The following is a 26,578-nucleotide window of genomic DNA, read 5'->3' as shown; positions in this document are numbered from 1 at the left end:
TTTGTAGCTTAAAAAGTAATATCTAATCCAAACGTATACACCTTTACTTGTGGGTAATAATTACCCACTCCTACTGGAGCCTCTACATCATATCCATCCCAGAACTTATCAAAGGAGAACAGGTTTGATCCATTAACGAATAACCGTAGACGATTAATACCTATTCGATCAATAGTCGAGTTTGGCAAAGTATAGCCTAACTGTACATTCTTTACGCGTAAGTAAGAAGCATTCTTCATCCAGAATTGGGACGCTTGTTGATTGTTATTCTGACCAAAAGCTAAGCGTGGATATTTCGCATTCGGTGTCTCAGAAGTCCAGCGGTCCTTATTGTCTTCACGAATAGTTCCGCCAATAGCACCAGTCGTTGTGAAAGGCTGTATTCCAGCACCATACAAATAACCATCCGCTTTTCCAACGCCTTGTAATAAAAACCCAAAGTCAATGCCTTTATAGGCCATATTTGCGTTTAGCGAATAGGTCATACGCGGAACGGTGCTACCGATTATTAGTTTGTCAGACTCATTGATAATGCCGTCTCCATTTTGATCTTTATATTTAAGATCACCCGGAGCGAGAGTACCAAACTGTTTTGCATGACTATCTATCTCCGCTTGCGATTGGAAATATCCCTCAACCTCATACCCTAGAATTGAACTAATCGCATATCCCTCACGGTGTACTGTCAACCCAGTATTTGCTATACCACGTAAGTCCAATATTTTATTTTTGACATCAGAAAGATTGAATGTCATGTCGTAACGAAAGTCACGATCACGATTACTGCGATAATTCAAGGCCAGTTCCCAACCTCTGTTTTCTACAATTCCGGCATTCTGATTTGGAGCATTCAACCCAACCGTTAATGGTATATCAAGCTTCAGCAGAATATCACTGGTTTTGCGATGGAAATAATCGGCTGTTAAACTGAAGTTCTTGAATAAAGTTAAGTCCAATCCGATGTTTTGTTCTTCGGTAGATTCCCAGGTGATAATAGGATTTGACATGTTGTTTAGAGCAGCTGTATTGATAATGGCATTCCCCATGTTAAAAGATCCTAAATCCAATGCGGATACGGATGGATAATTACCGATATTCTGATTACCTAATCTACCCCATGAGGCCCTTAATTTACCCTCATTCAACCAAGACTTTGACTTTTGCATGAATGACTCTTCCGAAAAACGCCATCCTGCAGATGCCGACGGGAAGAAACCATAGCGGTGTCCCTTCAAGAACCTAGAAGAGCCATCATAACGGGCATTAAGTTCCAGTAGATAGCGATCTTTGAAATTGTAATTAATCCGACTGAAGAATGACTGTAGTGCCCATTCGGATGCTGTCCCGTTTGCTGATTGATTTAACGCAGATCCCGTATTCAACACAGGATAATCAGGAAGCACATAGGTGTCGCGAAATGCTTTCAGCTCATCTTTATGATAATCCTCACGTGACGCACCAACAAGCCAGTTTAAGTGATGATCATTAAAAGACTTATTAAACGTTAGGGTCGCACGCATATTATTGAAATACTCTTGATCTCGAGTCTCGGTCAATGCTGATCGCTGAGGAACCGCAAAACTTTTCGTACCGTCGGGTAGATAGGACTGCACCATTTCGCGGAAATTCTTATTCATCGCATTCACATATTTCGGCGCATAGTTCGCTTCTGCTGTCAACCAAGAAAACGGCTTATAAATTAACGAAGCATTTACTGCGCCCCAAGGCTTTTTATCAGTGGCGAAGCCTCCGTCCGCAGCTGCTGACACAGGGTTATTACCATTCCAGCCCAAACCCCAAGTTCCATTCGAATTGCGGAAAGATTGGTTCGCGGGAATACTATTCATCCATTGAAATAAATCATCAATACTTTGAGCTGAAGAATTAATAACTGGATTAACGAATTGAAGATCAATTTTTGCAGAAAGCTTCTCTGAAATCTCAATATCCAAATTATTACGGAGCGTATATCGCTTAAAGCCGCTGTTTAATAATAATCCTTTTTGATCATAATATCCGAACGACGCCAAGTTGCGCACCTTATTTGACCCCGCATTTAAGGTTACGAAATGGCTTTGTTGAAATCCAGACCCCAAGAGTGACTCTTTTTGCCAATCGGTATTTGGATATTCATCAGAACTTCCGTCACCCTGCTTACGATAAGCTTCCAAGATGTCTTCTGGATATAATGGCGAACTTCCAACATTCGTATATGCCTCGTTGGTGAGCAACATATGATCTAAAGCATTTACCAGCTTCGGCATATTTGTCGGGCTTTGCCAACCGAAATAATTGTTGTAAGAAAGAGTCACCTTATCCCCTGTCCCACGTTTAGTAGTCACTAAAACTACTCCATTGGCTGCTCTTGATCCGTAAATAGAAGAAGATGCGGCATCCTTTAGGATAGACACTGATTCGATTAAGTTAGGATCGATATTATTAATAGAACCTTCAACTCCGTCGATTAACACAAGAGGATCTGCATTACTCAATGTTCCAATACCCCTAATTCGTATGGTCGCTCCATCGGAGCCAGGCTTTCCTGACCTTTGCGTCACAGTAACCCCTGGCGCCATCCCCTGCAATGCTGCAGAACTTTGACCAACGGGCCGTGACTGTATATCCTTTCCGGAAACCGATGAAACAGCACCTGTTAAATTCACTTTCTTTTGAACACCATAACCTACCACTACAACCTCATCTAAATCATTTACCGAAGGAACTAATGCGATATTGAACTCACTTTGCTGGCCAATCGGTCTTTCGATGGACTCATATCCCAACAGCGAAAAGACTAAGATTCCTTGGTTATTGGTGACGACGAGTTCGAAACCACCCTCATTATTTGTTGAAGTTCCATTATTAGTACCTTTCTCCGTTACAGTAACTCCCACTAATGGAGCACCTTTATCGTCCAAGACACGTCCGGAAACTGTGCGTTGCAAACGATCTGCCTTTTTTGCCTCAATTCGTTCCTCTCGTGTGGTACGTGCGGGAATGGTTTTACGAGCATTGATGAAAATTGTTTTATCATCAATCACATATGACAAAGGTTGATCTTCCAATATCAAATCTAGAAATTTATTGAGCGGAAGATTTTTCGCATCAAGGGTCATCGGTTTAGTTCTCTTCACAATATTATTGTCGTATAAAACCAAATAGTTACTTTCTTTTTGGATATATTGGAACAGATTTTCTAAACGAACGGATTTAGAGCGGAAAGATAGGGTCTGAGAAAAGGTCTTTGCCTGTGCTTGAAAGCAACATAAAATCGCAAAGACATAACAAGCTTTTATAGACATATTCAATAGCCTGTGGGATGGAACATAAGGAATAGGAAGCCGCGACCATAGCGCATTGGCCTTTCCTAAAATATTTTTCATAATATTGTAATAAGTAAGATTTATGATTCTGTTAGTAAATGCAATAGATCATAATGAAAGCTCTAGGGGAAGTGGTAGGACACTTCCCTTTTCGCTTTATACTATCATGGTGGCAAACAGTTTCTTTTCATAGTTTATTGCTGGTTATATTTTTGTTGGATTGATTACTTAATAATTAGTTTCCGATTTGGGAGCAACTCACCTTTAACACCTGTATTTTGATATAAGAAATCCAAGAAAGTAGATAACTTCACCCCTCTGCTCATTTTGCCTACTAAATCCACCTGAGGAATCTGCCCTAGATACTCAATATCTAAATCATACCATCGGCCGATTATGCGCATGCACTCTTCAAAGTTCAATCCACTAAGATCGAAGATGCCATCTTTCCAAGCCGCAACTGCCGCAGCATCTACAGAGAGCTTCCTTATTACCTTATTCTCTTGATTAAGAAGTGCTTGTTGGTTTGGCTTTAATAGTAGATCATTGACTTTTAAAGATCCTGACAGCAACGTAGTGCGCGCATATTGCTCATCACTATAAGTATTTACATTAAACACAGTTCCTAAAACACGTATGTCCTGAGCTTTAGATTGGATAAGAAAGGGAAGATTCGCATTCCTTTTTACCTCAAAGAATGCTTCCCCAGATAATTGTACAGTGCGGTTTTTTATATTAAAATCTTTAGAAATTGTCAAGCGACTATCTGCATTTATCCAGACCTTAGTCCCATCTGTCAACACGATCTGGTACTGCCCGCCGCGAGGTGTAACTAATTGAACCTCTTTCGCATTTAACATGGTTCGATCAGAACCATCCAAGTAGCTATAAGAAGAGTCAGATAAAACTACGCCCGACTTCTCCCCATTTAACACTATTTCCTCTCCATCGATAATCATAACAGCAGCGTCCTTACCAGGCGAAAGATCGACTTTCTTCATTACAACCTCTTCCGTTAACTTTTCGGTGCTATTCCAAAATCCGCTATAAATTGAAAATCCAATTGCAAACAAAAGGCATGCTGCAGCTATTCCTATCCATGGCTTCCAGATTTTCTGTGTTTTATGATCTAAGTTCGTGGTTGAGCTCTCCTCTCCTAAGGAAATGACTTGTTGAATTCTGTTTTGCAGATGGTCGATACGATCTTTAATGAACTGATCTAAATTAATGGAGTCTGATTGCAAATCTGAATGCTTTTGCATAAGTGCTTGCAATTGTTCATCTGGCAATGCAGCAAGTAACGCAAAAAATTCCTCGTAGTCCTTTAGGTCTAGATTGTTCTGCAAATACAATTGCAAAAGATCTTGAAGTCTTGAATCTGTTGTATCCAATTTTTATGTGTTTATAATGGTCGCTTTACGCTTGGTCTTTATACTATATACAAGCGTCGGACAGAAACACACTATGGAGAAATGAATATTTTTTTAAAATTGTATAGCTAGTAATAAAAAAATACCGACAAGGTATTCCTCACTATAGTTCTTCACAATAAAACACCGGATATCGTGGATGGCATTAACCAATTGATTGCTTACTGTGGATACCGAAATACCTAACAAGTCAGCTACTTCTTTATAGCTTCTACCTTCCACTTTACAAAAATGCAGAATCTCACGGCGCTTTGGAGTAAGCGTAGCTATCGCACGATCAATAATTTCTAAGCGCTCTTTATCGAGCAATTTTTCTTCCGAATGAAAGTAATAGGAGATTGAACTTGCCCAAACTTCAGCCTGCAATGCCTTATCCCTGTTGATCTTTTTGATTACATTAATCGCCAAGTTGCTTGAAATTCTATAGAGAAAAGTTTTGAACCCTCGATCTGGCTCAATTTCAGCGCGAAGATTCCATACCTTTACAAAAACTTCCTGTAACACCTCCTCAACTAGTTCCGGTGATTTCAAGAACTTCAATAAGTGCGCATATAGAGCCGGCGAATAAAACAAATAGATTTGATTGAATGCTGGCAAACTGCCTGCTTTCAACTCCGTTAGAAGTAATTTCACATCAATATCTACACTCTTATTCATCGGTGCGTCATCATTAAACGATTTCTTTTAATCGCTAAAGTTATAAAACTGGCAAAAGGTGTTTATAGGTTATGCGTGTTTTGTGGTATTATAATGTCTCAAATTAGCACATATTTCTAAAATTTCCAATTATGAGAGTCGAAATCTGCGAGTATGAAATTTTAGAGAACGATGAATTAACCTTCTTTCTAGATGTTACGAGGAGTTTGTTGCATTGAATAAGGAGGATTCACAGAATTAAAACGCTGACATTTCAAGCTCCTCGGTTGTTGGAGAGGAAAATAAAATAACTACCACCATTCAGCAATGGGCAGTTTATAGAATTTTAAGTCAATCGCCGATTGCCAGGGCGCCATGGGGAATGACCAGCTTTCAGGGATTTTATCAAATCGGCGACCAATGGATTGATCACCCCATTGATATTCTACTTTATATACTTTGCCTGCATACTCGATAGTTCCAAATAGGCAGGGTTTCGAGCTACCTGAAACACCATTCGTATACATGGTTGCTTTAGTAAAAACCACTTGCTAACCAGCAGGAATCTTTACAATAAATTTAGCATCGGGCTCTTCAATGGTCAATCTTTCATGGAGGTTTTGGTAATTTCGTTGATACCGGTCGGTTATCAGGTTTGGGAAATCATCATTGCTAGGGAATTCCTCGACAAAAAGTTCGACATCTCGAACCAGAGTTAGGGGTTTGTTTATTATCTATTGGAAGGGAGTTATCTTACTTAGGCTAGTCGATTTAGTTTTGACGGTCGCATAAAGCATGAAGCAGAAAAGGAATATTGCTCCAATAACCACTAAAAGTGCAATTTTCAACACGCGCTTACCGGTTAATTCCTTTTTCTGCTTCATCAATTATTTCTTTTCCGTAAGGTTTACCTCAAGTAGACCATCCGTAGATTTTAAACGGATATTATAGCTTTCTTGTTCTTCAATTTTCATCTCAGCAGTCGTTTCCTCAAAATCCGTAGAGTTCATATTTGCTGGCGCTTGGTGGTGAGTCTGCATGTCTTTGCTCATCGCCAATTTTACTGTACCATTAGCATTCTCCGTCACTTTAAACCATCCAAACCCAGTCTTCGACGGTATTCTCTGTCCTTCCTCATAGCGCTCGAAGCGTCCGAAATATATATTATTTGGCTCCATAGTTTGCTCTAAAGGCTGAGCGGCATTAATATTAGGATTTACAGGCTTGAAGAATGAATCATACGTTAAATATGCGAAGAATCCGATAACAGCAAGCAACATGATATATCCAAATATAGTGATCTTGAACCGATATGGTGCCGCTGGAACCAGTGACTCTTTTAGTCGTGCTACATTGTGCATTCCTTCCGTCCAATTTTTTTTACTAATTCTTTTATTCGTTACGGTATCCACATAAAATGGAGCAGCGTCCTTCGATGTTGCTTTAAAAAAAGCCGTACTCGAGTAAGTTCGAACAAAGGATAAAACCATAGGGTTTCCAGCGTTTACCGGGTTTACTAATTGGTCTACTGCAAAGGCAGCTTCTTCATGTTGTCCAACAGAAAAAAACATAGAATTCGTTTTAGTTTAAGTTCAGCGATTCGATTTTCGAAGCACTGTTGTGTAAACCAAAGGTAAGTTGCTCAGAAAAAAAATACTATCCAATGCCTTGCGGATTTATATAATATAAATAGTCAAAAAGCACTAAATATCAGTTCTGAACACTATTTAACGACCTTCCTCCTTTAAGTAATCTAAAAATTGGGAAGGTGTTACTCCCGTACTCTTTTTGAATGCTTTACTGAAAATACTATGTGAAGAGAAGCCTGATACTTCCGCCAGATAGCTGATTTTATACTGTTCAAACTGCGGTTCGTTCTTGATACGGTCGATGATATAGCGAATACGAAGTCCGTTGATATAATCGTTGAAGTTCATCTCTTTAAAAGTGTTGATGATCTTTGACAGGGTAATCGTATTAGTTCCAAGATTACTTGCCAGATAAGACAAGCTCATTCGGCTATCAACAAAGAGATCGCTTTGCTCAAATTCCGTCAGCTTATCTAATATCCTACTCGTCTTTTCATCTATTTCCTCTTTGGGAATCGATGCTGTCGATTCATTTACGCGACGCTCCTTCTTCAAAGGAACAACTACTGCCCCTTCCGAGCTAACTTCATTATCCATCTGATCCATATATTCCTCAATTCTTGCTCGAATTGCTTTATTTTCTGCAACCTGATAGAAAGAAAAAAGAATTAAGCCGATTGTAAGAATAGCAAAACTGGTTAAACCATAGCGAAGAAGATTGTTGCTATTACTGGTTGATTTAATGTCTTCTTCAAGCTTACTGACCTCTAAATTATTGATAAAAGAATTAACGAAGTTGGATTTCCGATTATCATTCATCGCAGCGTCTTGCTCTATAAACAAGCGAGAATACTCCATCGCTTTCTCAGTCGCACCTATAGCCTTGCTTGATAAATAAGCATAGCGCAATGCCTCCATCTCAAAATCGATATAATCAGCTATCGCCACTTTGGAATGTATAGCTGTTTCAGCATGCTTCAACGATTCACTATAATTGCCCTTTTGGTAATAGGCAATGGCCAAGAAAACGCGGGCTTTATATTGATATTCCCTAAAATTATGAGAATCCCCTAGATTAATAACTTCTTGGAGATACGGAATGGCCTTGTCATATTCTTTCTTAAATAGATAAAGCTGGCCAAACGCCACTTTCCGCATTATACTGGAACTATACATATCATTGGGAAAGTGTTTTTCAATGATCGCTTTCGATTCGTTCAAATACTTTTCGGCACTCGTAAAATCTTCCTTCATCGTATATCCATGGGCGATGAAATTGATGAGTACTGACTTTCCCATCCACAAAAAATCCAAATCAGTACCGACTAATTTTTTAGAGTCTTCAATTTTCTCGATCTCTTCGAGATTCTTCAGATTCTGTTCGATAAATAAATCGAATTTACCGCTTAAATAATAGAAATAGCTGTATTCTGCCTTCGACTATATCTTATTGATGCCTTCTGGTAGTTCCTCAATTAGGGGTTGAGCAGCCTCAAATACGGCTTGACTTTTCTTATATTCTTTCTTTCTATAATGAAGCTCGCCGATCGAGAGCTTTGCAACAACTTGGTTCTTAAGATCGGCTGTTTTCGCAGACAAAGAATCAAGCTTCGTATAATAAATTAAGGCCGAGTCTAGCCTGCCCTCAGAGATTAACATACGCCCTAAATCCTGATATAAAAGCTTAGCCACATCAACACTTAGCTTCCGCTTTTCCAAATACTCCAAATAAAATGTATTATGTGTATAGAAAGCCTTATCTAAAAGCTCCTCATTAGAATAATTCGCCAGCGTATCCGCCACTTGATTCCCCCGTAGAACGGCCGATTGCAGGCACAAGAAACTAAGAATAATCAAAAATAAACTAGGACGCTTTAATCGCATGTAATGAAAATAGTATAATTGGAGCATCGTCACTGCTTAGGTCAAATCTTCCGTAAAATAAGTCTTAATTAAATAATACTACAGCCAATATAATGCCACAATAAAACTATTTATAAGTATTGTTGTTGTACGATTAATTATAAGTTTAAACACAGAGTAATAAGTGCTTAGTAACGAGAGAAATTGACCTCATTAGCACAACAAGATTACTTATATATCGTTTTATTGTAAACAGATAGATCATTTCATTAGCATTCTTAATTATGCCCATGGATAATTTTTTCATTCTTACAGGCGGACCAGGGGTCGGAAAAACAACTTTACTACGCGCATTAGAAAAAGAAGGTTTCACAGTAGTCGAAGAAGTCGCGCGCCATATTATACAAGAGGAGGTGCAAAAGCGTGGCGACGCCTTGCCATGGGCCAATAAGACCAAGTATGCCGAACGCATGTTATTGGGTTCTATCGATAGTTTTGAAAAGGAACAAATTGCATGTCCTCATAACATATGTTTTTTTGATCGCGGTATTCCTGATACGCTGGCGTACGCCAGAATGGAAAAGCTAGATTTAGCTCATGAACTTCTAGAGCGGAGCAGCAATTATAGATACAATCCTATTGTATTTATACTTCCGCCTTGGGAGGAGATATACGAACTTGATCAAGAACGAAAACAAAGTTGGGACGAAGCTCTCAAAACATATCATGAAATCCAAGACACGTACATTGCAGCACACTACCATTTAGTCGAGATCCCGAAGACTGATGTCGATTCACGACGAGACTTCGTTATGAAAACTATCGTTGCAGCAATGAAGATGAAGAATAACGGATAGCCGCGATTTGAACAGTTCGTATTAACAACTCATTTAACAGCTAAACCCCTACAGAATCGGCCATCAAATAATCGTCAGCGAAATAATTTTATTTTGCTATGCGTGAAATTTAACTATATTTATGTAATGATACATGTAGCCTGTGCCCTGATAGAGAAAGATAATCAAGTTCTAATTTGCCAACGATCTGCGGATATGAAACTTCCCTTAAAATGGGAGTTCCCCGGTGGCAAACAAGAAGAAGATGAGTCCTTGGAAGAGTGTTTACTTCGCGAGGTAGAAGAAGAATTGAAGTTAAAGATTAACATTCATCGCCCATTGACCAAGGTGGAATACCACTACCCTGACTTTTCATTAACCCTTTATCCCTACATCTGCAGCATCAAATCCGGTAAACCTACAAAAACCGAACACGAACAAGTAATCTGGGTCGATCAAGTTGACCTCTGGAAATACGACTGGGCAAACGCCGACCTCCCCATCATAGAAGAGTATATTCGTATGGTGAGGGAAGCAATATAAAACAGAAAAGAGCCTTTATTAGGCTCTTTTCTGTTTAGACATTAGATATAAGACATTAGATTTTAGACTTTCCCCGACTTATCTCGATGTCTATAATAAGCATATTTAGACAAGTAAAAATCAACAAACTTTCAAATTGTAAAATCGGACAACACTATTCAACGATTGACAAAGGTCTAAAATCTAATGTCTAATATCTTATATCTAAACAAGTTGTTTCAAAGCAATCTCATACCCCCTCGACGAAATACCCGTCTTAGAAGTTGGGTTAGCAGCATGTATAGCTTCCATAGCTTTTAAAATAATGTCAGAAACGTCGGAGAACAAAGCATCATCACTGATTTCTATATTGGGCTGCATAAGGTAAGCGAATACCCGTGCCATGCCGCAATTAGCAATAAAGTCTGGGATAACAGCAACATGCTGATCTGCATACTCCATGACCGGGCCGTAGAAAATCTCCTTATCGGCGAATGGAACATTCGCGCCAGAAGCGATAAGCTCTAAGCCGTGGGCTACCATCGTATTGACTTGCTCTTTGGAAACCAGTCTTGAAGCTGCGGCTGGGATGAAGATATCAGCACCTAATTTCCAGATACGCTCGTTGATCTCTTCAAATGGGATCAGATGGTCTGCTGCGAGGGAATTCCCGTTACGGGATAAAAATAATGCAGCAATTTCTTCTTCAGAGAACCCTTTTTCATTGATCAATCCACCGACGCGATCGATAATCCCAATAACCTTTACACCAAATTTACTCAGGTAAAATGCTGCCGAAGCGGCTACATTGCCCCAGCCTTGGATGATCGCAGTTTTCTCGCCTATTTCACCGCCGAACAGCGAATAAAAATGGCGAACTGATTCAGCGACGCCAAATCCAGTAATCATATCGGCAACCTTATATTTACGTTTCAATTCCGGACTGTAGGTACCATCTTCCAATACCTTGGAAACACCATAACGAAGTTGTCCAATTTGATGTATCCGACCATTCTCACGAACATCGAAATGCCCGCTAAGCACACCCTCTTGAGGATGCCACAAGCCGTATTGCTCCGTTAATGGGATAACGTCTGTTATTTCATCTATATTTAAGTCCCCTCCTGTGCCATAATAGTTTTTCAACAATGGCGTAACAGCCTTAAACCAGCGATCAAGCACGTCTTTTTTACGAGGGTCCGAGGGATCAAAATTTATACCCGATTTAGCCCCGCCGATAGCCGGTCCAGATACCGTGAATTTCACCTCCATGGTCTTCGCTAGGGATTCTACCTCATTACGATCCAATCCTAAGCGCATACGGGTCCCTCCGCCTGCGGCACCACCGCGCAAGGAATTAATAACAACCCATCCTTCGGCATCCGTCTCCGGATCTTTCCATTCAAATACAATCTCCGGACGCTTCTCTTCGAAAGCTTTCAATAATTCTTTCATTCTAACTTTGCAATATATTATAGGTTTCCTCTCTTTTCTTGTTCTCTTTCGATCGCTTCAAATAAAGCTTTGAAGTTTCCAGCACCAAAACTCTGTGCGCCTTTGCGCTGAATAATCTCATAAAATAAAGTCGGACGATCTTCCACAGGTTTGGTGAAAATCTGTAATAAGTACCCTTCCTCATCGCGGTCAACTAAAATTCCCAAATCTTGAATAATCTTGATTTCCTCATCAATAGCACCGATACGTTCTGGTAGCATCTCGTAGTAAGCCTCTGGAGGTGCCCCTAAGAACTCTACTCCTCTAGCCTTCAATGCTTTTACTGTAGAAACGATGTCATTAGTTGCTAAGGCAGCGTGCTGAACACCTTCGCCCTCGTAAAACTCTAAATACTCTTCAATCTGTGACTTCTTTTTCCCTTCAGCCGGCTCATTGATCGGAAACTTCACATAGCCATTGCCATTGCTCATTACCTTGCTCATCAATGCGGAATACTCTGTATTGATCTGCTTGTCGTCGAAAGAAAGGATATTGACAAACCCCATCACATCCTGATACCACTCTACCGTTTCGTTCATTCTTTCCCAACCCACATTGCCGACGCAATGGTCGATATATAATAAACCTGTTTCTTCCGGATTATAATCTGATTCCCATACTTGGTAGCCCGGCATAAAAGCACCAGTATAATTCTTACGCTCAACGAACATATGTACCGTTTCTCCATATGTATAGATACCAGCAGTGCGAACTTCGCCAAACTCATCTTGTTTGACTTCTAATTCCTGATATACTTTAGCACCGCGGCTAACTGTTTCGTTAAAAGACTTCTCTGCATCGTCTACCCATAGCGCTAACACTTTCACGCCATCACCATGCTTCTTAACATGCTCAGCAATTGGATGGTCAGACTTCAACGCTGTAGTCAGCACCAAGCGTATTTTGTTTTGCTTAATAACATAAGAAGCGCGGTCGCGAACGCCGGTTTCCGGACCGGCGTAGGCTTCCGATTGGAAACCAAAAGCAGTCTTGTAATAATGGGCTGCCTGTTTTGCATTGCCCACGTAAAATTCAACGTAATCTGTTCCGTTAATAGGTAGAAAATCCTGCGCTAGAGCAATCTTTTCTGCGAATGTTTGTGCCATAATCAATAATTTATAATAGTCGAATGTTTTTAACTTAACCAGGAAATGTAATAGTCAGGATCCTCTAATTCCAAAGCTTCCTTCGTCAATTTCAGCGGACGGAAAGGATCGATCATAACCGCTAGTTCATCTGTTCTCGTTTGTCCGATGCTCTTTTCCACAGTACCAGGATGCGGCCCATGCGGAATACCGCCCGGATGTAAGGTAATCTGTCCCTTTTCGACAGATTTACGGCTCATGAAATCGCCGTCCACATAATAAAGAACCTCGTCGGAATCCACATTGCTGTGGTTATAAGGAGCAGGGATAGAATCCGGATGATAGTCATACAAACGCGGACAGAAACTACATAACACAAAAGAGTTTGTCTCAAAAGTCTGATGAACAGGTGGCGGCTGATGCAACATACCGGTGATCGGCATAAAGTCATGAATAGAAAATGCCCATGGATAGTGATATCCATCCCAACCAATAAAATCAAAAGGGTGACTTCCGTAAATGTATGGATAGATCAATCCTTGCTTCTTAATCTTAACTTCAAAATCGCCAAACTCATCATATGTCTTCAGATTCTGAGGACGCTTGATATCTCTTTCATAGAAGGGTGCATGCTCCGCTAACTGTCCAAACTCATTTCTATAGCGCTTTGGTGTGCGGATGGGCTCGAAGGATTCGACAATAAATAACCTATTGTTCTTATCGTCAAATTCCATTTGATAGATTACTCCCCTCGGGATCACTAGGTAGTCGCCGTAGGCAAAAGGAATTTCCCCATAGCCGGTTTTTAATGTTCCTGAACCCTCATGTACAAAAATCACCTCGTCAGCTTGGCTGTTCTTATAGAAATAGTCCTTCATCGAATCCTCTGGCGCCGCCAAAGAAATATGCAAATCGTCGTTTACCAAGACCGGCACTCGACTTTCTAAATAATCTGCTTTAGGTTTTACCTGAAAACCCTTCAGGCTCGTATGTTTTAGATGCTTATCACGTGCTACTGTTGGCGACACATCATAGGGTTCTTGTATTTGTTTAACTAGGGTTGGTGGATGACAATGATAGACTAAAGCATAGGTGCTCGAGAAGCCGTGTGTAGATACCAACTCTTCCGCATAAAGCTCGCCATTGGGCTTTCTGAATACAGTATGTCGTTTTCGGGGAACCTGTCCCAATTGATGATAAAGTGGCATATTAAAAAGATTTATAAATTGATTATTAACCCGATTGCTATACAGCAGCGGATATGTTTACTTCTCGAAATAGTAATGAGGAATTAGTATTGGGCAAACACAACATCAGCAATAAGTGCCTTCGTAAGAGGCATCATTCCTTTTGGAGGAAAGACAATATTTGCTCTACTGATGTTCATAAATGGTTATTGCTATTACCCAAATATACGGCATTTTATTTTATATTTACGTCGGAATACAGAATAAATCTTTTATTTAACAAGTCATTTTCAAATACTTAAGAAATAAAAGAACCAATTGTAAATTTTAAACTTTCGAACAACATCCGTTATGAAAATCATAACATACCGACAAAATAATCAAGAATCATTAGGTCTTGTACATCAAAATTACATCATCCCGGTATCCAAAATCGGTAATCACCTGCCGGAAAACATGGAAGCATTGCTAGCTTCCGGAAACGAGGGACTGGAAAATCTCAATAAAGCATTCCAACTATATCTACAAAACAATCCGGACGGATTATCAGGCTTATCGCTCGGCGAAGTTGAAATACTCGCACCAGTGCCGAGACCCTCGTCCTTGAGAGATGCCTATGCCTTTCGGCAACACGTGGAAACCTCAAGAGCAAACCGCGGATTGGACATGATTCCTGAATTCGACTTATTTCCTGTATTCTATTTTTCTAATCATCGCGCTATAGCCGGTCCTGGAGACGTGTACTGTATGCCTGATCATTTTGACCGCATGGATTTCGAACTGGAAGTCGCAATCGTTATCAATAAAGAAGGTAGAAACATTAAAGCCGGAGATGCCGATGATTATATCGCCGGTTATATGATCATGAACGACCTGAGTGCTCGGCGCATGCAAATGGAAGAGATGAAGCTGAATCTTGGCCCAGCGAAGGGAAAGGATTTCGCAACAGTAATTGGACCATACCTAATCACAAAAGACGAACTAGCAGCCTACAAGACACCTACGCCTGCCGATCGCGAAGGCGACTTATACGATCTACAAATGCAATGCTTTGTCAATGACGTTAAAGTATCATCAGGCAGTTTATCGAGCATGAACTGGACCTTCGCTGAAATCATCGAACGTATATCCTATGGCGTGACCATCTACCCTGGCGATGTGATAGGCTCCGGAACCGTAGGAACGGGATGTTTTTTAGAGCTTAATGGAACCGGAAAGCGCAAAGATCCAAACTACGAAGAACAGTGGCTGCAGCCGGGCGATCGCGTCCGCATGGAAGTTACTGCTTTAGGAACGCTTGAAAACACCATACTCTTAGACAAAAACCTATAAAACAAACTAGCGATTGATATGCAAAATCTAGAGACTAAAACTTTCGAACCCGCAGTACATGGACGCGTATTCGACAACCTGATAAAATATGCTGTTGCCCCTCGACCTATCTGCTTCGCCAGTACAATTGATGCGGCCGGCGAGATAAACCTGAGCCCATTCAGCTATTTTAATTATATGTCGCAAAACCCGCCGATCTGTGTATTCTCACCCCTACGCCGAGTACGCGATGGTTCTACCAAACATACCTTAGACAATATTAATGAAGTTGCGGAAGTAGTGATCAATATTGTAAACTACGATATGGTGCAACAACAATCACTTGCGAGCACGGAATATGCAAAGGGCATCAATGAATTTGAAAAATCAGGGCTCACCCCTATTCCTTCACAACATATTAAACCACCGCGTGTCGCGGAATCGCCGATACAGTTGGAATGCAAAGTACGCCAAGTCATCCCGCTGGCAGAGGACGGTGGAGCCGGCAATTTAGTTATCGCCGAAGTCGTTTGCATGCATGTAAAAAGCCATCTTCTTGACGAGAATGATCTAGTCAACCAGGCAGATCTGGATCTTGTTGCGCGCTTGGGCGGAGATTGGTATTGTCGGGTAACCGAAGAAAACCTGTTCGAAGTACCAAAACCATTGAGGAAACTTGGAATCGGCGTGGACCAGCTACCCGAACACATCAGACTTTCCAGCATATTAACGGGCAATCAACTAGGTCTTTTAGCGAATATCGAAGCACTTCCAGAGGAAACTGATCTGGCAAGAAATGATTCTCACGTGCAGCAATTGCTAACCATGTGGGAAAATGATAAGGTTCAATTAACAAATGAGCTGCATCGATATGCAGCCCAGCTTCTTGACCAAGACGAAATAGACTTCGCTTGGCAGGTATTATTACTGGCATAACGTCAGACTGATATTCCTGTCTTTCGCCAAGCGTATACCATCCTGAATAAGTTTATCTAATTCAGGATGTTTTGTTTTCATCATCCTCAAATAGCCTTCTGCATCTATTGCCAAGTCTTGTTTTTCGCGATCTAAAGCGATTTCTAAAATCTCCATCGCTGCTAACCAGGTATCCGAAAAATTCGCATCTAAACCTGCCAATTTCTTGACCAAGGTATCCACATCACCTTCCGCTTCGCGCACATCGCGAATAGACTGATATACCTCTTGCAAAGCTTTAACGCGGTCCGAATAGACGCCTGCAGCAATTGGCTCACCTGTACCGGTCCCTGCACCTTCATAGGCATCCTTATCTGCGGCACCAGCAAAAACAGACACTATTTTATGACCGACGGCCATATCATAAGTTCCCCATTCGGGTTGAAAATAAACTTTGCCCGATGCATCCTTCACCGTACAATCGCTGAACGAAATTATCAATAATCGGTCATTCCGAAAAGTCAGCGCATCAACAAGGCCGCGTACCTCTAATCCTGATTCAAAATGTAACTCAGCAGGCTTTCCTTGAACTATTCCGAGTTCGCTTAACTCGTGTACCGAAAAGTCTTCTAAAGGTTTAGAAATCCCTTTTAATAGACCTACAGGCGAGCTAAAACCATCTTTATGATAATTCTTCCCGTGCCCCTCTAGCTGCTTGTCCTCGAACGCCAATGAAGTGGGACTGCTCGTCTTTACGCCAATGAGTTCTTTACTATCAGCGAAATCTACAAATACGCCCGAAACCTGCAGTCCGGAACTATATACCACGGTACAAACCGTGCGGCTATCGATCGCTTTATCAACGCTCTCTTTCCCGCCTACGCGGAAAGCCATTTGATTCGCAAATTCATCTAAGACATCGTAAACCTGATGAAAATCTGCTGTTACAAACAATTGGGGTTGAGGCTGCGTAATATCATATGCATAATTGATCGCATCTATAGTATAAGGAAGCTTACTCACTTCCGGGCGCATACAATTCGCGCTTTCACCGATTGAAGAAAGTAAGCCCGCTCCATATATTTTTGGCTCTTCCAGGGTTCCTATCAAGCCATACTCCACTGTCCACCAATGTAAGCGACTTAATAAAGCCATCTCCGAAGGCTCGCCCATATTTTTCGAGATTGCCTCAAACTTAGACTCTGCAGCATCAATTTCTTCCTGCGAGGCCCCTTCCTTCTCTTTCACGATGGATAACTCTCGAATCGCCTCATACAGTTCCATGTCTTTCCCAGAACTTAAAGCATTGGTACCGACGGATCCGAAATACTGCAGATAGTCGGCATATTCCGGCTCTCCGATAATTGGCGCATGCCCAGAAGACTCATGGATGATATCTGGAGCTGGCGTATAAGAGATATGATCTATACTACGGATATCCGCCGCAATCACCAAAACACGATGTGCTTGAAACTCCATGAATGCCGAAGGCGGAATAAATCCATCAACAGTGACGGCTCCCCAACCTATTTTTTTCAACGCATCGTTCATCGACTGCAGGTTCGGAACTTCCTCAATGCTAAGGCCTGCCTTCGTCAACCCTGGTATGTATGGGTAGTAAGCTATCTTACGCAAATAAGCGTAGTTCTGGCGCATAACATAGCGCCATACCGCCTGGTCAATCGCTGTATATCTGGAATAGTCTTGCGGAACAATGTATTTTAACAAATGCTTAGGTAGCTGAGCAACTACCGGATTATCATAATGATTCATTTATAACCGTTTTAACAAACATAATTATTTTAATTGTTAATCACAACGAATATTAGTTGGTCTAAAAACAAACGAGTTAAATGTCAGGCAGGATTATCCTTACAATCGTTTTAATTGAAAACTTAACAATTTCATAAAATTCAACCCTTTATAAACCAACATTTTTTTATTTTTGCAAACTTCTCCTCTTAGTCGATGTTTAAATGAGGAGGAAGTCAGTCCCTAAAAAAGACTGGTAATTTGAATTGAAATGGATGAAAAACTTAGACTGTTCGATCTAGCGTTTAGACAGGTCGAACTATTTCCAAACCTTGATATTTTCTCGCATAAAAAGGAAGGTGAATGGAAACCAATAAAAACCGAACAATTTTTAACGGAAGTAAATGCAATCGCTAAGGGGCTTATTGAATTAGGCGTTAAGCCAAGTGAAAAAGTAGGCCTTATTGCGGATAGTAGTGTGGAATGGCATATTGTAGACTTTGCGATTCAGCAGATTGGTGCAGTAACCGTTGCCATTTACCCTAATATCACGGATGCTGATTATCAATTCATCTTCAACGATGCAGAGATCAAACTTTGTATCGTAAGCAACAAATCCCTTTATAATCGAATTCTCTCATTAAAAGACTCCATCTACACCTTAAAATACGTGTTTGCGATGGAGAAACAGGAGAATGTTAGGCATTGGGACGAACTGAAGACCCTAGGAGAAAAGATTTCTGACGAACAATTAGAGCTCCTTCGCGATGCTGTAAAACCAGAAGATCTTGCGACTCTGATTTATACATCAGGAACGACTGGCAAACCTAAGGGTGTGATGCTAACGCATAACAACATCATGGCCAACGTGGAAGCCGCTCGTGAAATTACTCCGTGCCAGGCATACCATCGCTCCCTTACCTTTCTTCCTCCCTGCCATGCCTATGAGCGTATGGTCATCTATACCTATCTCTATATCGGTATTACAACTCATATTGCGGAATCATTAGACAAAATAGGCCAGAACATTAAGGAAGTGCAGCCACATATCATGACAGCCGTGCCTAGAATTCTTGAGAAAGTCTATGAAAAGATCATGAAAACAGGCCTTGAGCTGACCGGCATGAAGCGTAATATCTTCGATTGGGCGGTAAAAGTTGCGGAAGATTATGATCCAGACCCAAAGAAAAGAAGTTTTGGATATAATATCAAACTGAAACTTGCTAAGAAGTTAGTTTTAGATAAATGGTATGAAGCATTAGGCGGCCAGTTGATGACTGTAGCGTCGGGCAGTGCCTCTCTACAAGCCAAGCTTGCGCGTGTATTTTTAGCCGCAGGCATCCCCCTATATGAGGGCTATGGAATGACCGAAGCCTCTCCACTGATTTCTGTGAATCACTATATCAAAGGAACCCGTGTGGGCACCGTAGGTCTTCCTGTAAAATATGTGGAAATTAAGCTAGCCGAAGATGGTGAAATCCTAGTGAAAGGTCCTAACGTTATGCAGGGCTATTACAAAAATAAAGAAGAGACAGATAAGACGATTATCAATGGCTGGTTGCATACCGGTGATATCGGAACTTGGGAAGAGGGTCGTTTCTTAAAGATCATCGATCGTAAAAAGGAAATGTTCAAGATTTCCGGCGGTAAGTACGTAATCCCACAGCCGATCGAAAAGAAGCTGTTAGAATCAAACTACATCGAACAAGCTATGGTAATCGGTGATGGACAGAAATTCGCTTCGGCCTATATCGTTCCGAATTATGCGCATTTGATAGACTGGAGTAAATCTGAAGCACCAGAGCTACGTGATCTGCCGAAAGATCAGTTCTTGAAACAGGATAAGGTGGTCAGAAAAATCAATAAAGAAGTACAATTGGCGAATAAACATTTCGGAAATTGGGAGCAGATTAAGCGCCCGATTATTCTAGCAAATGAATTTACAATTGAAGATGGAGAATTGACTCCTACTTTGAAAATGAAAAGAAAGGTAATTCTCGAAAAATATAAAAAAGAGTTCGAAGATCTTTATCATACAGCAGAGTAACAAGTAATTTTACCCTGCGCGTGTTACATGAAGAGCCCCATTAGTTGATGGGGCTCTTCGTTTTTTCTGTTTTGTAAGTTTTAAGAGCCGAAAGAACTTTTATCCCTATCCGCGATTCAATGGAAACATGAAAGATTTCTTATCTTACATCAACAAGCACGAACAAAATCTTTCCGATTTTGTGATACTATTAATAAATAAAAACAGAATATGAAAGAGCAATTCGAACCCATCCCTGTAGTAAAAAACGAGGAAAAGAGCAGATTTGAGCTAGATGTAGACGGCCATATCGCCTTTATAGACTACAAAGAAACCCCCAGCAATATTGCATTGATCCATACCGAAGCACCGGAGGAACTGGCTGGAACAGGTGCCGCAGCTGCGTTAGTAGAAAAAACGTTGGTCTACATACAAGAGTCAGGCAAAAAATTATTGCCCTACTGTCCTTATGTCTTCGCATTTATTAAAAAGCATCCAGAATGGAAAACTTTGGTCGCTCCTCATTTCCCGGGATATGATAAACTCTAGCAATCGCTATATTTGAGATTGCTATTGGTAAAATCGTGAATTAAGGAAAGTGGAATGGATAAAAAAGAACATCTAAGTAGAAAAACATTTATTAGGAACACCGCATTGGGAATCGCAGGCATAGGCGCAGCGCCGCTATTGACAGGTTTTCAGCAAGTAGAATCTACAGCCAACAAAAGCAAACCGATGAAACTGTTAAAAAACGTACGCCTGGAAACAGGCTTTGAATATGACGGCGATGAAGTGGTTGCAACTAAAACAGAGCTGTTTTGTATCGAGATTGCTGATGGCAAAATTACCAGCATCAGAAAGAATGATCCTAAAGCCGACGCTTTTGATGCCAAGGGCATGCTGATGTTACCTGCATTCAAGGATATGCACATCCACCTGGACAAAACCTTCTACGGTGGGCCGTGGAAGATAGTCAAGCGCCGCTCCGGAGGGATAAAGGGAATGATTGCATTAGAACAAGAAATCCTGCCGGAGATGTTGAAAACTTCGACGTATCGAGCGGAGAAGTTAATCGAACTTTTACAATCCAAGGGTTCTAGTTTCGCCAGAAGTCACGTCAATATTGAACCAACTTCCAAACTACAATCCCTTAAAAATCTACAGATAGCGCTGGAGAATAAAAAAGCTGGTTTTGAAGCGGAACTCGTTGCTTTCCCCCAGCATGGTCTGTATTATACAGATTCCGTTCCTTTCATGAAAGAGGCAGCACAAACTGATATAGATTTTATTGGCGGTCTTGACCCCTACTCAATTGACGGATCGATCGAGAAACCCATTGATTTTACTGTACAACTCGCATTGGATCATAACAAAGGAATCGACATACACTTGCACGAATCTGGACAATCGGGAGTGGATACGATCGAATACCTCATCAAGAAGGTTTTGGAGAATCCAACTCTCAAAGGGAAAACTTATTTGAGCCATTGCTTTGCGCTGTCCGCTATCAACGCAGCCAGACAAGAGGAATTAGCAGAAAAGCTCGCTGAAGCACAAGTAGGAATTATCTCTACCATTCCGTTCGGCGGAAGAGTAATGCCGATCCCAACGCTGTATAAACATGGCGTTCATGTGGCTACAGGAATCGATAGCGTCATCGACCATTGGGGCATTTATGGCACAGGATCAGTATTAGATAAAGCCAGTTTGATGGCGCAGTTATACGGTTTTGGAAATGAATTTATGCTTTCTCGAAGCCTCCGACTTGCTACTAACAATGTTCTGCCGCTCGACGATCAAGGAAAACAGCAATGGCCGAAACTAAATGACAAAGCTAATTTTGTATTGGTCAATAGCAGCTGCTCCGCAGAAGCGGTTGCTCGAGTTCCAGAAATAGAACACCTGATACATGCCGGGAATGTAGTCTATTAACTATAATTTTCACCTCAATATCATAAAGCTTCTTATTTAAGACAAAACAGTCTTAAATAAGAAGCTTTTCTCTTATCTTTGAAAAAAGAACAATTATATCAGTAAACTATGTTCTCAAAAGCAGCTGAACACGGTATTAAAGCAATCATCTATATCGCCACGCAATCTATGGAAGGCAAGCGGGTGAAAATTGGTGAGGTATCGGAACATACCGCAACGCCCGAAGCATTTACGGCCAAAGTATTAGGGACTTTAACGAAACACGACATTCTACAATCTATCAAAGGACCTTACGGCGGCTTTGAGATGACTGCAAAGCAGATTGAGCATGTAAAGGTCGCAGATATCGTGAAAGCGCTGGATGGCGACAATATCTTTACCGGCTGCGCATTAGGACTAACGGCCTGCAATCATAAAAATCCATGCCCCATGCATGAACGGTTCGTGAGCATACGCCGTGAATTGAAAAGTATGATGGAAAGCACAACAATACAGGATCTTGCCACAGGATTGATCGCCGGAGATAGTGTGCTTATTCGTGCGTAGAAGCTAGCGAAATAGATAATATCAAATGATAACAAAAAGAAAAAGAACCCATGAAAACAGATATCCAAAATATAGAAGACATTAAACTACTTGTGAATACCTTTTATGATCATATTCGTGAGAACGAGTTATTGGGAAAGATCTTTGATAACATCATTCAAGATCGTTGGCCGGAACACCTTGAAAAGATGTACCGCTTCTGGCAAACGGTATTATTCGACGAACATACCTACTTCGGAAGCCCCTTCCCCCCTCATATGCACATGCCTATCGAAAAGAAACATTTTGATACCTGGATTGCCATCTTCAGTAAAACCGTAGATGAACTTTTCCAAGGGGAAAAGGCTGAGCGAGCAAAATGGCAAGGCGGACGCATGGCTGAAATGTTCCAGCATAAAATTGCTTACTACAAGCAGCAGAGCGGAAAACCCCTAGCTTAATATCTTATTTCGCAATCCATTCATTGAAGAAAGCTAAGACTTTCTCTTCATCGTAGCTGCTATCCTTCTCTAAATTGCCGCTCTCCCGAACCTTCAGTACCTTTCCATCTTTACCCAACACAATAAAGAACGGAAAGCCTAATGCCGGTCCATTGGGAGCATATTTCGTAAAGAAGGCTTCGTTCTTATTCTCTTTGGAATAGTTTACATGGTAATACAGGAACTTATCTTTCAATAATTTGCTGACAGCAGGATTTTGCTGAATGTAATTATTGAAACGAAGGCACCATATACACCAATTCCCCCCTGCTTGTACAATAATATTCTTATTCTCTTTCTGAGCCTGAACAATCAATTTATCCAAATCTGCCTGTGCATCCGCCTCCGGGTGGTATGGCTTCGCATAGGCGTCAATCTCCTTTGGTTTTTCCGTCTGCGCATTTACATCCATCGACCCAAGACCCAAAAACAATACGCATGCGCTGTAAACTAACGGTAAAATCTTCCCTTTCATATCAACTCTCTTTTAATTCCTGAACCTAAATTAGCTATTCTTATGTATTTTTATGCCAATTTTTTGTCAAGCTTTACTATTGATATATCATTTATTTATACCTCACTATTTCAAAGGCTGACAATTTCTACAGTAATACACAGTTCCACCCATGTAATTTTCTTTAACTATTGATCCATGGCATCTAGGACAGGGATCACGATATGTGTTCTTCGACATCAATGTCTTATAACCACCTCCACCATATAGCGTTTTTTCGGTATCGCGTCCGCCAGCCTCAATCATTGCGCGAAGTGTTGATTTTATTGACTTTAAGATGTTTATCTTGTCCTGATCGGCGAGTGATAAAATTTTGCGTTTAGGGTTAATGGGAGCCTGAAAAAGAATATCCTGTAATACGCCATTGCCAATTCCGGGGATACGTTGCTCTGTCGCTAAAAGCGCTTTAACAGATATGTTCTTCGTTTCTTTATTGATTAAGTTTTCAAAATAAGTCTTATCAAACAGCTCGCTCATAGGCGAAACACTGTTTAAACTTTTTGAATAATACTTGTTATGGAATTCTCCCTGATAAACTGCGATCATACCATACATGGCAACAGTGAGCGCGAGAAAGCTTTCATCATCAAAGGTGAGCAACAACTGATATTTAGGGGGTATCTTCGATGCATCCTTACTGTAATGAAAATTTACCCCATCATTCAGACTGATGCGAATATCATCTTCAAGAATAATATCGACAAATATTCCACACCCCTCCGCGGAGAGGATCTTTTTACCGGTCAGTAATTCATTGTATGTTAGTGGATCGCCATAGAAAAACGTGAATCTATGCGGGCTATTGGAATTAAACACATCAGTTATTGTTCTTCCGCACAATGTTTCGTTGATCTGACGTCCTAGTGTTATTGCTTCAGGTAATTCAATCATGGCTTTAATCTAAAATGTTTTCAATTGTAAAACATATATCCGTTATCCGTTCTTCATAAATGCTATTCGAATACTCGATAAGCTTTTTTTAGTTTTTTACGCTATAACATTATGAATCAAGTTTCCTGCAAAGGGCTGGCAATTCATCCTAAATAGCGATATTTCTAACGCAATATATCTTCCAAAAAGAGAATTATAAACACCTCATACACTTATGGTATTTTTGCCGTATGTAATGAGTTGGTAACGGAACTTTGTTTTACCTTTGTCTTCTGCTATCCGAAAACGACAGGCCAAATTAAGGAACGATAAAGATGTTACTGATTGATCGTTGTCGTTAGGCTGATGCTTGCTTTTTTATAAGATTTTTGTTCTAAATGAATTACTCGCACTGGTTACTTTATCATTCCTACTATCGATGGATCGTTTTAATAGCAATGCTCATCCAAATCGTTTGGGTATATATTAATCATCGCGACAAAACAACATTCGAATTAAAGCACTATCAATGGCTTGTACTTTTTTGCATGGTCTACAACATTCAATTAGTACTAGGTTGGATGCTCTACCTGACTAGCCCCATCAGCAATGCCTTTTGGGATGACCTTCCCGCTAACCTCAAGAATAGACAACTCCGCTTTTTTGGCCTCGAACATATGAGCATGATGACCTTAGGAATTATCCTAATGAATACGCTTACCTTCCTTGTTAAAAAGAAAGTCGGAACGTCAGCATTTACCTACCTTTGGAAACGCTATATATTTATTTACATCATCATACTCGCATCCGTTCCCTGGTCGTTTTCGCCCTTTACAAGCCGTCCAAACTTTAGATAGGGAACTGGTATCAGTCTAAGCCTCTTCTTACCTTATTCAAACCCATATCAAAGCCTTTTCCAAGCGGTTTTGATTGGGCTATACATTGGGTTTGAATTGGGAGAGTAAGGGTTTTAGCTAGTAGTTAGTATTTAGTAATGCGAATTAAGGGTTGAAAATAGGCTTTATGAAACAGGCTGTTAATTTACCGAACACATGTACTAATAGTCCTTTGGTAGATCTGACCTTACTTGCGTTTTGTATCTGTGTTTTTTCATTTATCCAATTAAAAAAGGATTCGATTGGTTGTCTTACCTTAGATACTGCTCTTGAAAACAGATCATTATAAGCACGATCCCTGTTTTTTAAACAATCCGGTTTTCCTTGGGTTTCCCTTATCGGAGTATACATAATTGATTTTTTTTCTTTATAAAACCACTCGAAGAATGGGGCGTCACGGTATATCTTGTCACCAAAGAACGTCCTACCTGCGATGGATGCCCAATTCTCCTTAAATATGTTCAGGTCACTTTCAGATGCCTTGCTTATTACTATGCTTTCCGGACGAGGCAGCGTGGATTTGTTATAGCTGTTGAGCGCATGAAGTTTTAATCCAAAATACCAAAGCCTCTTCGTTGAGCAGAAGCTTTTATCCATTATCTCCAGAGCTACCTTTGCCCTTCTAGTCCCACTGCAGGTTATGATGGGCATAGAGTCCAGTAGGGAAAATTCTCTGGAGCACTCTTCTGGAGCAAAGTCCTCTACAACTGACTGACAGAGAGATCTCAAAACATCAAAAAGGCGGTTGATACGGGTGTTGAATGCTACGTACGAAGTTAGCTTGGGAAACCAATCCATCAGATAATCCGAGGCGAATTTATGAATCTGCTTGATCCTTAGCCGCTGTTCCTCGTGCACACTGAATAAATAGATGGTCAAAACCTCCTGATCAGTAAAGTCAGGTTTGTTATTGTTTGAAAATCGCTGACAGTAATATTGCAGTTCACTGTCATATTTATCACACACATACTGGTATAATTTTATTAATTTTAGAGCCTTGGCCTGATTGATCATGTTGTTTAATAATGCGTAAGGAACATTATAAGTATACTGATAATCAGGCTTTTATGAAAGTTTTCACCCCTCTTTTTAAGAAGCTTTTTCCAATATATTTCAACCCTTAATTCGCATTAGTAGTTAGTATTTAGACCTATGGCGGCATTCGATGTGAGATATTAGTATTTTTTCTTTAGCAAAAATTGTCTTGAATCAGGAAAAAAAGGATTTAAGGATTGACAGGATGGGTTGTCTTTGAACCAGGAAAAAAAGGATTTAAGGGTGGGCAGGATCGGGCATTGTCGGGAAAAAAGGAATGAATTTTATTTTTCATAGGAGACATTTAGTGAAACGTCTCCTATAACGCACGATGCCC

Annotated in this window: 24 protein-coding genes; 10 read left to right on the top strand and 14 right to left on the bottom strand. The window is 40.6% G+C overall.

Annotated elements, in window-relative coordinates; genetic code table 11:
* Positions 1-8: 8 nt before the first annotated feature.
* The 7 genes from DSM08_RS07605 to DSM08_RS07575 form a co-directional block, all read right to left on the bottom strand.
* Entirely contained in the window at positions 9-3,383 is a 3,375-nt protein-coding gene (locus tag DSM08_RS07605) for a TonB-dependent receptor (protein WP_149525599.1), read from the bottom strand.
* A 164-nt stretch (positions 3,384-3,547) separates the two neighbouring features.
* A complete protein-coding gene (locus DSM08_RS07600) occupies positions 3,548-4,714 on the bottom strand; it encodes a FecR family protein (protein ID WP_149525598.1) in 1,167 nt (388 codons plus the stop codon).
* A gap of 93 nt (positions 4,715-4,807) precedes the next feature.
* A complete protein-coding gene (locus tag DSM08_RS07595; protein WP_149525597.1) occupies positions 4,808-5,410 on the bottom strand; it encodes an RNA polymerase sigma factor in 603 nt (200 codons plus the stop codon).
* Positions 5,411-5,700: 290 nt separating this feature from the next.
* On the bottom strand, positions 5,701-5,937 hold the full coding sequence (locus DSM08_RS07590; RefSeq protein WP_187774009.1) for a hypothetical protein: 237 nt from the start codon (positions 5,935-5,937) through the stop codon (positions 5,701-5,703).
* A 339-nt stretch (positions 5,938-6,276) separates the two neighbouring features.
* Positions 6,277-6,960, bottom strand: coding sequence for a hypothetical protein (locus DSM08_RS07585; RefSeq protein WP_149525595.1), 684 nt, complete (start codon positions 6,958-6,960; stop codon positions 6,277-6,279).
* 156 nt (positions 6,961-7,116) lie between these two features.
* Positions 7,117-8,277, bottom strand: a complete 1,161-nt coding sequence (locus DSM08_RS07580; protein WP_149525594.1) for an AraC family transcriptional regulator — start codon at positions 8,275-8,277, stop codon at positions 7,117-7,119.
* A gap of 141 nt (positions 8,278-8,418) precedes the next feature.
* Positions 8,419-8,889 carry a hypothetical protein gene (locus DSM08_RS07575; protein WP_223110881.1) on the bottom strand — a complete coding sequence of 157 codons (471 nt, stop codon included), beginning with the start codon at positions 8,887-8,889 and terminating at the stop codon, positions 8,419-8,421.
* A gap of 242 nt (positions 8,890-9,131) precedes the next feature.
* Here DSM08_RS07575 and DSM08_RS07570 point away from each other — a divergent pair, with 242 nt between their 5' ends.
* Together DSM08_RS07570 and DSM08_RS07565 are read left to right on the top strand one after the other, a co-directional pair.
* Entirely contained in the window at positions 9,132-9,698 is a 567-nt protein-coding gene (locus DSM08_RS07570) for an AAA family ATPase (protein ID WP_223110880.1), read from the top strand.
* A gap of 126 nt (positions 9,699-9,824) precedes the next feature.
* The gene (locus tag DSM08_RS07565) at positions 9,825-10,220 is read left to right on the top strand and encodes a (deoxy)nucleoside triphosphate pyrophosphohydrolase (protein ID WP_149525591.1); all 396 of its coding nucleotides are present in this window, start codon (positions 9,825-9,827) and stop codon (positions 10,218-10,220) included.
* Between the two features lie 204 nt (positions 10,221-10,424).
* Here DSM08_RS07565 and DSM08_RS07560 read toward each other — a convergent pair whose 3' ends face one another.
* Genes DSM08_RS07560 through DSM08_RS07550 form a run of 3 tightly spaced genes read right to left on the bottom strand, consistent with a single transcriptional unit; the run spans position 10,425 to position 13,986 of the window.
* Positions 10,425-11,654 (bottom strand): Glu/Leu/Phe/Val dehydrogenase dimerization domain-containing protein, encoded by a 1,230-nt coding sequence (locus tag DSM08_RS07560; RefSeq protein ID WP_149525590.1) that lies wholly within the window; start codon positions 11,652-11,654, stop codon positions 10,425-10,427.
* A 17-nt stretch (positions 11,655-11,671) separates the two neighbouring features.
* Positions 11,672-12,799 carry a 4-hydroxyphenylpyruvate dioxygenase gene (gene hppD, locus DSM08_RS07555; RefSeq protein ID WP_149525589.1) on the bottom strand — a complete coding sequence of 376 codons (1,128 nt, stop codon included), beginning with the start codon at positions 12,797-12,799 and terminating at the stop codon, positions 11,672-11,674.
* A gap of 29 nt (positions 12,800-12,828) precedes the next feature.
* Positions 12,829-13,986 (bottom strand): homogentisate 1,2-dioxygenase, encoded by a 1,158-nt coding sequence (locus DSM08_RS07550; protein ID WP_149525588.1) that lies wholly within the window; start codon positions 13,984-13,986, stop codon positions 12,829-12,831.
* Between the two features lie 330 nt (positions 13,987-14,316).
* On the opposite strand from DSM08_RS07550, the gene DSM08_RS07545 reads away from it, so the two are divergent.
* Both DSM08_RS07545 and DSM08_RS07540 read left to right on the top strand, forming a co-directional pair.
* Positions 14,317-15,297, top strand: coding sequence for a fumarylacetoacetate hydrolase family protein (locus tag DSM08_RS07545; protein WP_149525587.1), 981 nt, complete (start codon positions 14,317-14,319; stop codon positions 15,295-15,297).
* 18 nt (positions 15,298-15,315) lie between these two features.
* A complete protein-coding gene (locus DSM08_RS07540; protein WP_149525586.1) occupies positions 15,316-16,212 on the top strand; it encodes a flavin reductase family protein in 897 nt (298 codons plus the stop codon).
* On the opposite strand, the gene DSM08_RS07535 is transcribed toward DSM08_RS07540, so the two are convergent.
* Positions 16,201-17,964, bottom strand: coding sequence for an aromatic amino acid hydroxylase (locus DSM08_RS07535; RefSeq protein ID WP_149525585.1), 1,764 nt, complete (start codon positions 17,962-17,964; stop codon positions 16,201-16,203). The two genes, DSM08_RS07540 and DSM08_RS07535, sit on opposite strands and share 12 nt — an antisense overlap.
* Before the next feature lie 250 nt (positions 17,965-18,214).
* Between DSM08_RS07535 and DSM08_RS07530 the strand changes: the two genes are divergently transcribed.
* The 5 genes from DSM08_RS07530 (at position 18,215) to DSM08_RS07510 (ending at position 22,887) form a co-directional block, all read left to right on the top strand.
* Positions 18,215-19,990 (top strand): AMP-dependent synthetase/ligase, encoded by a 1,776-nt coding sequence (locus DSM08_RS07530; protein WP_149525584.1) that lies wholly within the window; start codon positions 18,215-18,217, stop codon positions 19,988-19,990.
* A 210-nt stretch (positions 19,991-20,200) separates the two neighbouring features.
* A complete protein-coding gene (locus DSM08_RS07525; RefSeq protein WP_149525583.1) occupies positions 20,201-20,518 on the top strand; it encodes a GNAT family N-acetyltransferase in 318 nt (105 codons plus the stop codon).
* A gap of 54 nt (positions 20,519-20,572) precedes the next feature.
* Entirely contained in the window at positions 20,573-21,901 is a 1,329-nt protein-coding gene (locus DSM08_RS07520) for an amidohydrolase (RefSeq protein ID WP_149525582.1), read from the top strand.
* Between the two features lie 108 nt (positions 21,902-22,009).
* On the top strand, positions 22,010-22,447 hold the full coding sequence (locus tag DSM08_RS07515; RefSeq protein ID WP_149525581.1) for an RrF2 family transcriptional regulator: 438 nt from the start codon (positions 22,010-22,012) through the stop codon (positions 22,445-22,447).
* Positions 22,448-22,497: 50 nt separating this feature from the next.
* On the top strand, positions 22,498-22,887 hold the full coding sequence (locus tag DSM08_RS07510) for a group III truncated hemoglobin (RefSeq protein WP_149525580.1): 390 nt from the start codon (positions 22,498-22,500) through the stop codon (positions 22,885-22,887).
* Positions 22,888-22,891: 4 nt separating this feature from the next.
* On the opposite strand, the gene DSM08_RS07505 is transcribed toward DSM08_RS07510, so the two are convergent.
* The gene (locus tag DSM08_RS07505; protein WP_149525579.1) at positions 22,892-23,401 is read right to left on the bottom strand and encodes a thioredoxin family protein; all 510 of its coding nucleotides are present in this window, start codon (positions 23,399-23,401) and stop codon (positions 22,892-22,894) included.
* A gap of 105 nt (positions 23,402-23,506) precedes the next feature.
* Entirely contained in the window at positions 23,507-24,331 is an 825-nt protein-coding gene (locus DSM08_RS07500; RefSeq protein WP_149525578.1) for an endonuclease VIII, read from the bottom strand.
* Positions 24,332-24,708: 377 nt separating this feature from the next.
* Here DSM08_RS07500 and DSM08_RS07495 point away from each other — a divergent pair, with 377 nt between their 5' ends.
* A complete protein-coding gene (locus DSM08_RS07495; protein WP_149525577.1) occupies positions 24,709-25,167 on the top strand; it encodes a hypothetical protein in 459 nt (152 codons plus the stop codon).
* Positions 25,168-25,311: 144 nt separating this feature from the next.
* Here DSM08_RS07495 and DSM08_RS07490 read toward each other — a convergent pair whose 3' ends face one another.
* A complete protein-coding gene (locus tag DSM08_RS07490) occupies positions 25,312-26,220 on the bottom strand; it encodes a transposase (RefSeq protein ID WP_149525478.1) in 909 nt (302 codons plus the stop codon).
* Between the last annotated feature and the right edge of the window lie 358 nt (positions 26,221-26,578).

The organism is Sphingobacterium hotanense, assembly GCF_008274825.1.
In the GTDB taxonomy this organism is placed as follows: domain Bacteria; phylum Bacteroidota; class Bacteroidia; order Sphingobacteriales; family Sphingobacteriaceae; genus Sphingobacterium; species Sphingobacterium hotanense.
Note: the sequence above shows the minus strand (reverse complement) of the source record. Positions and strands in the feature narration are given on the sequence as shown.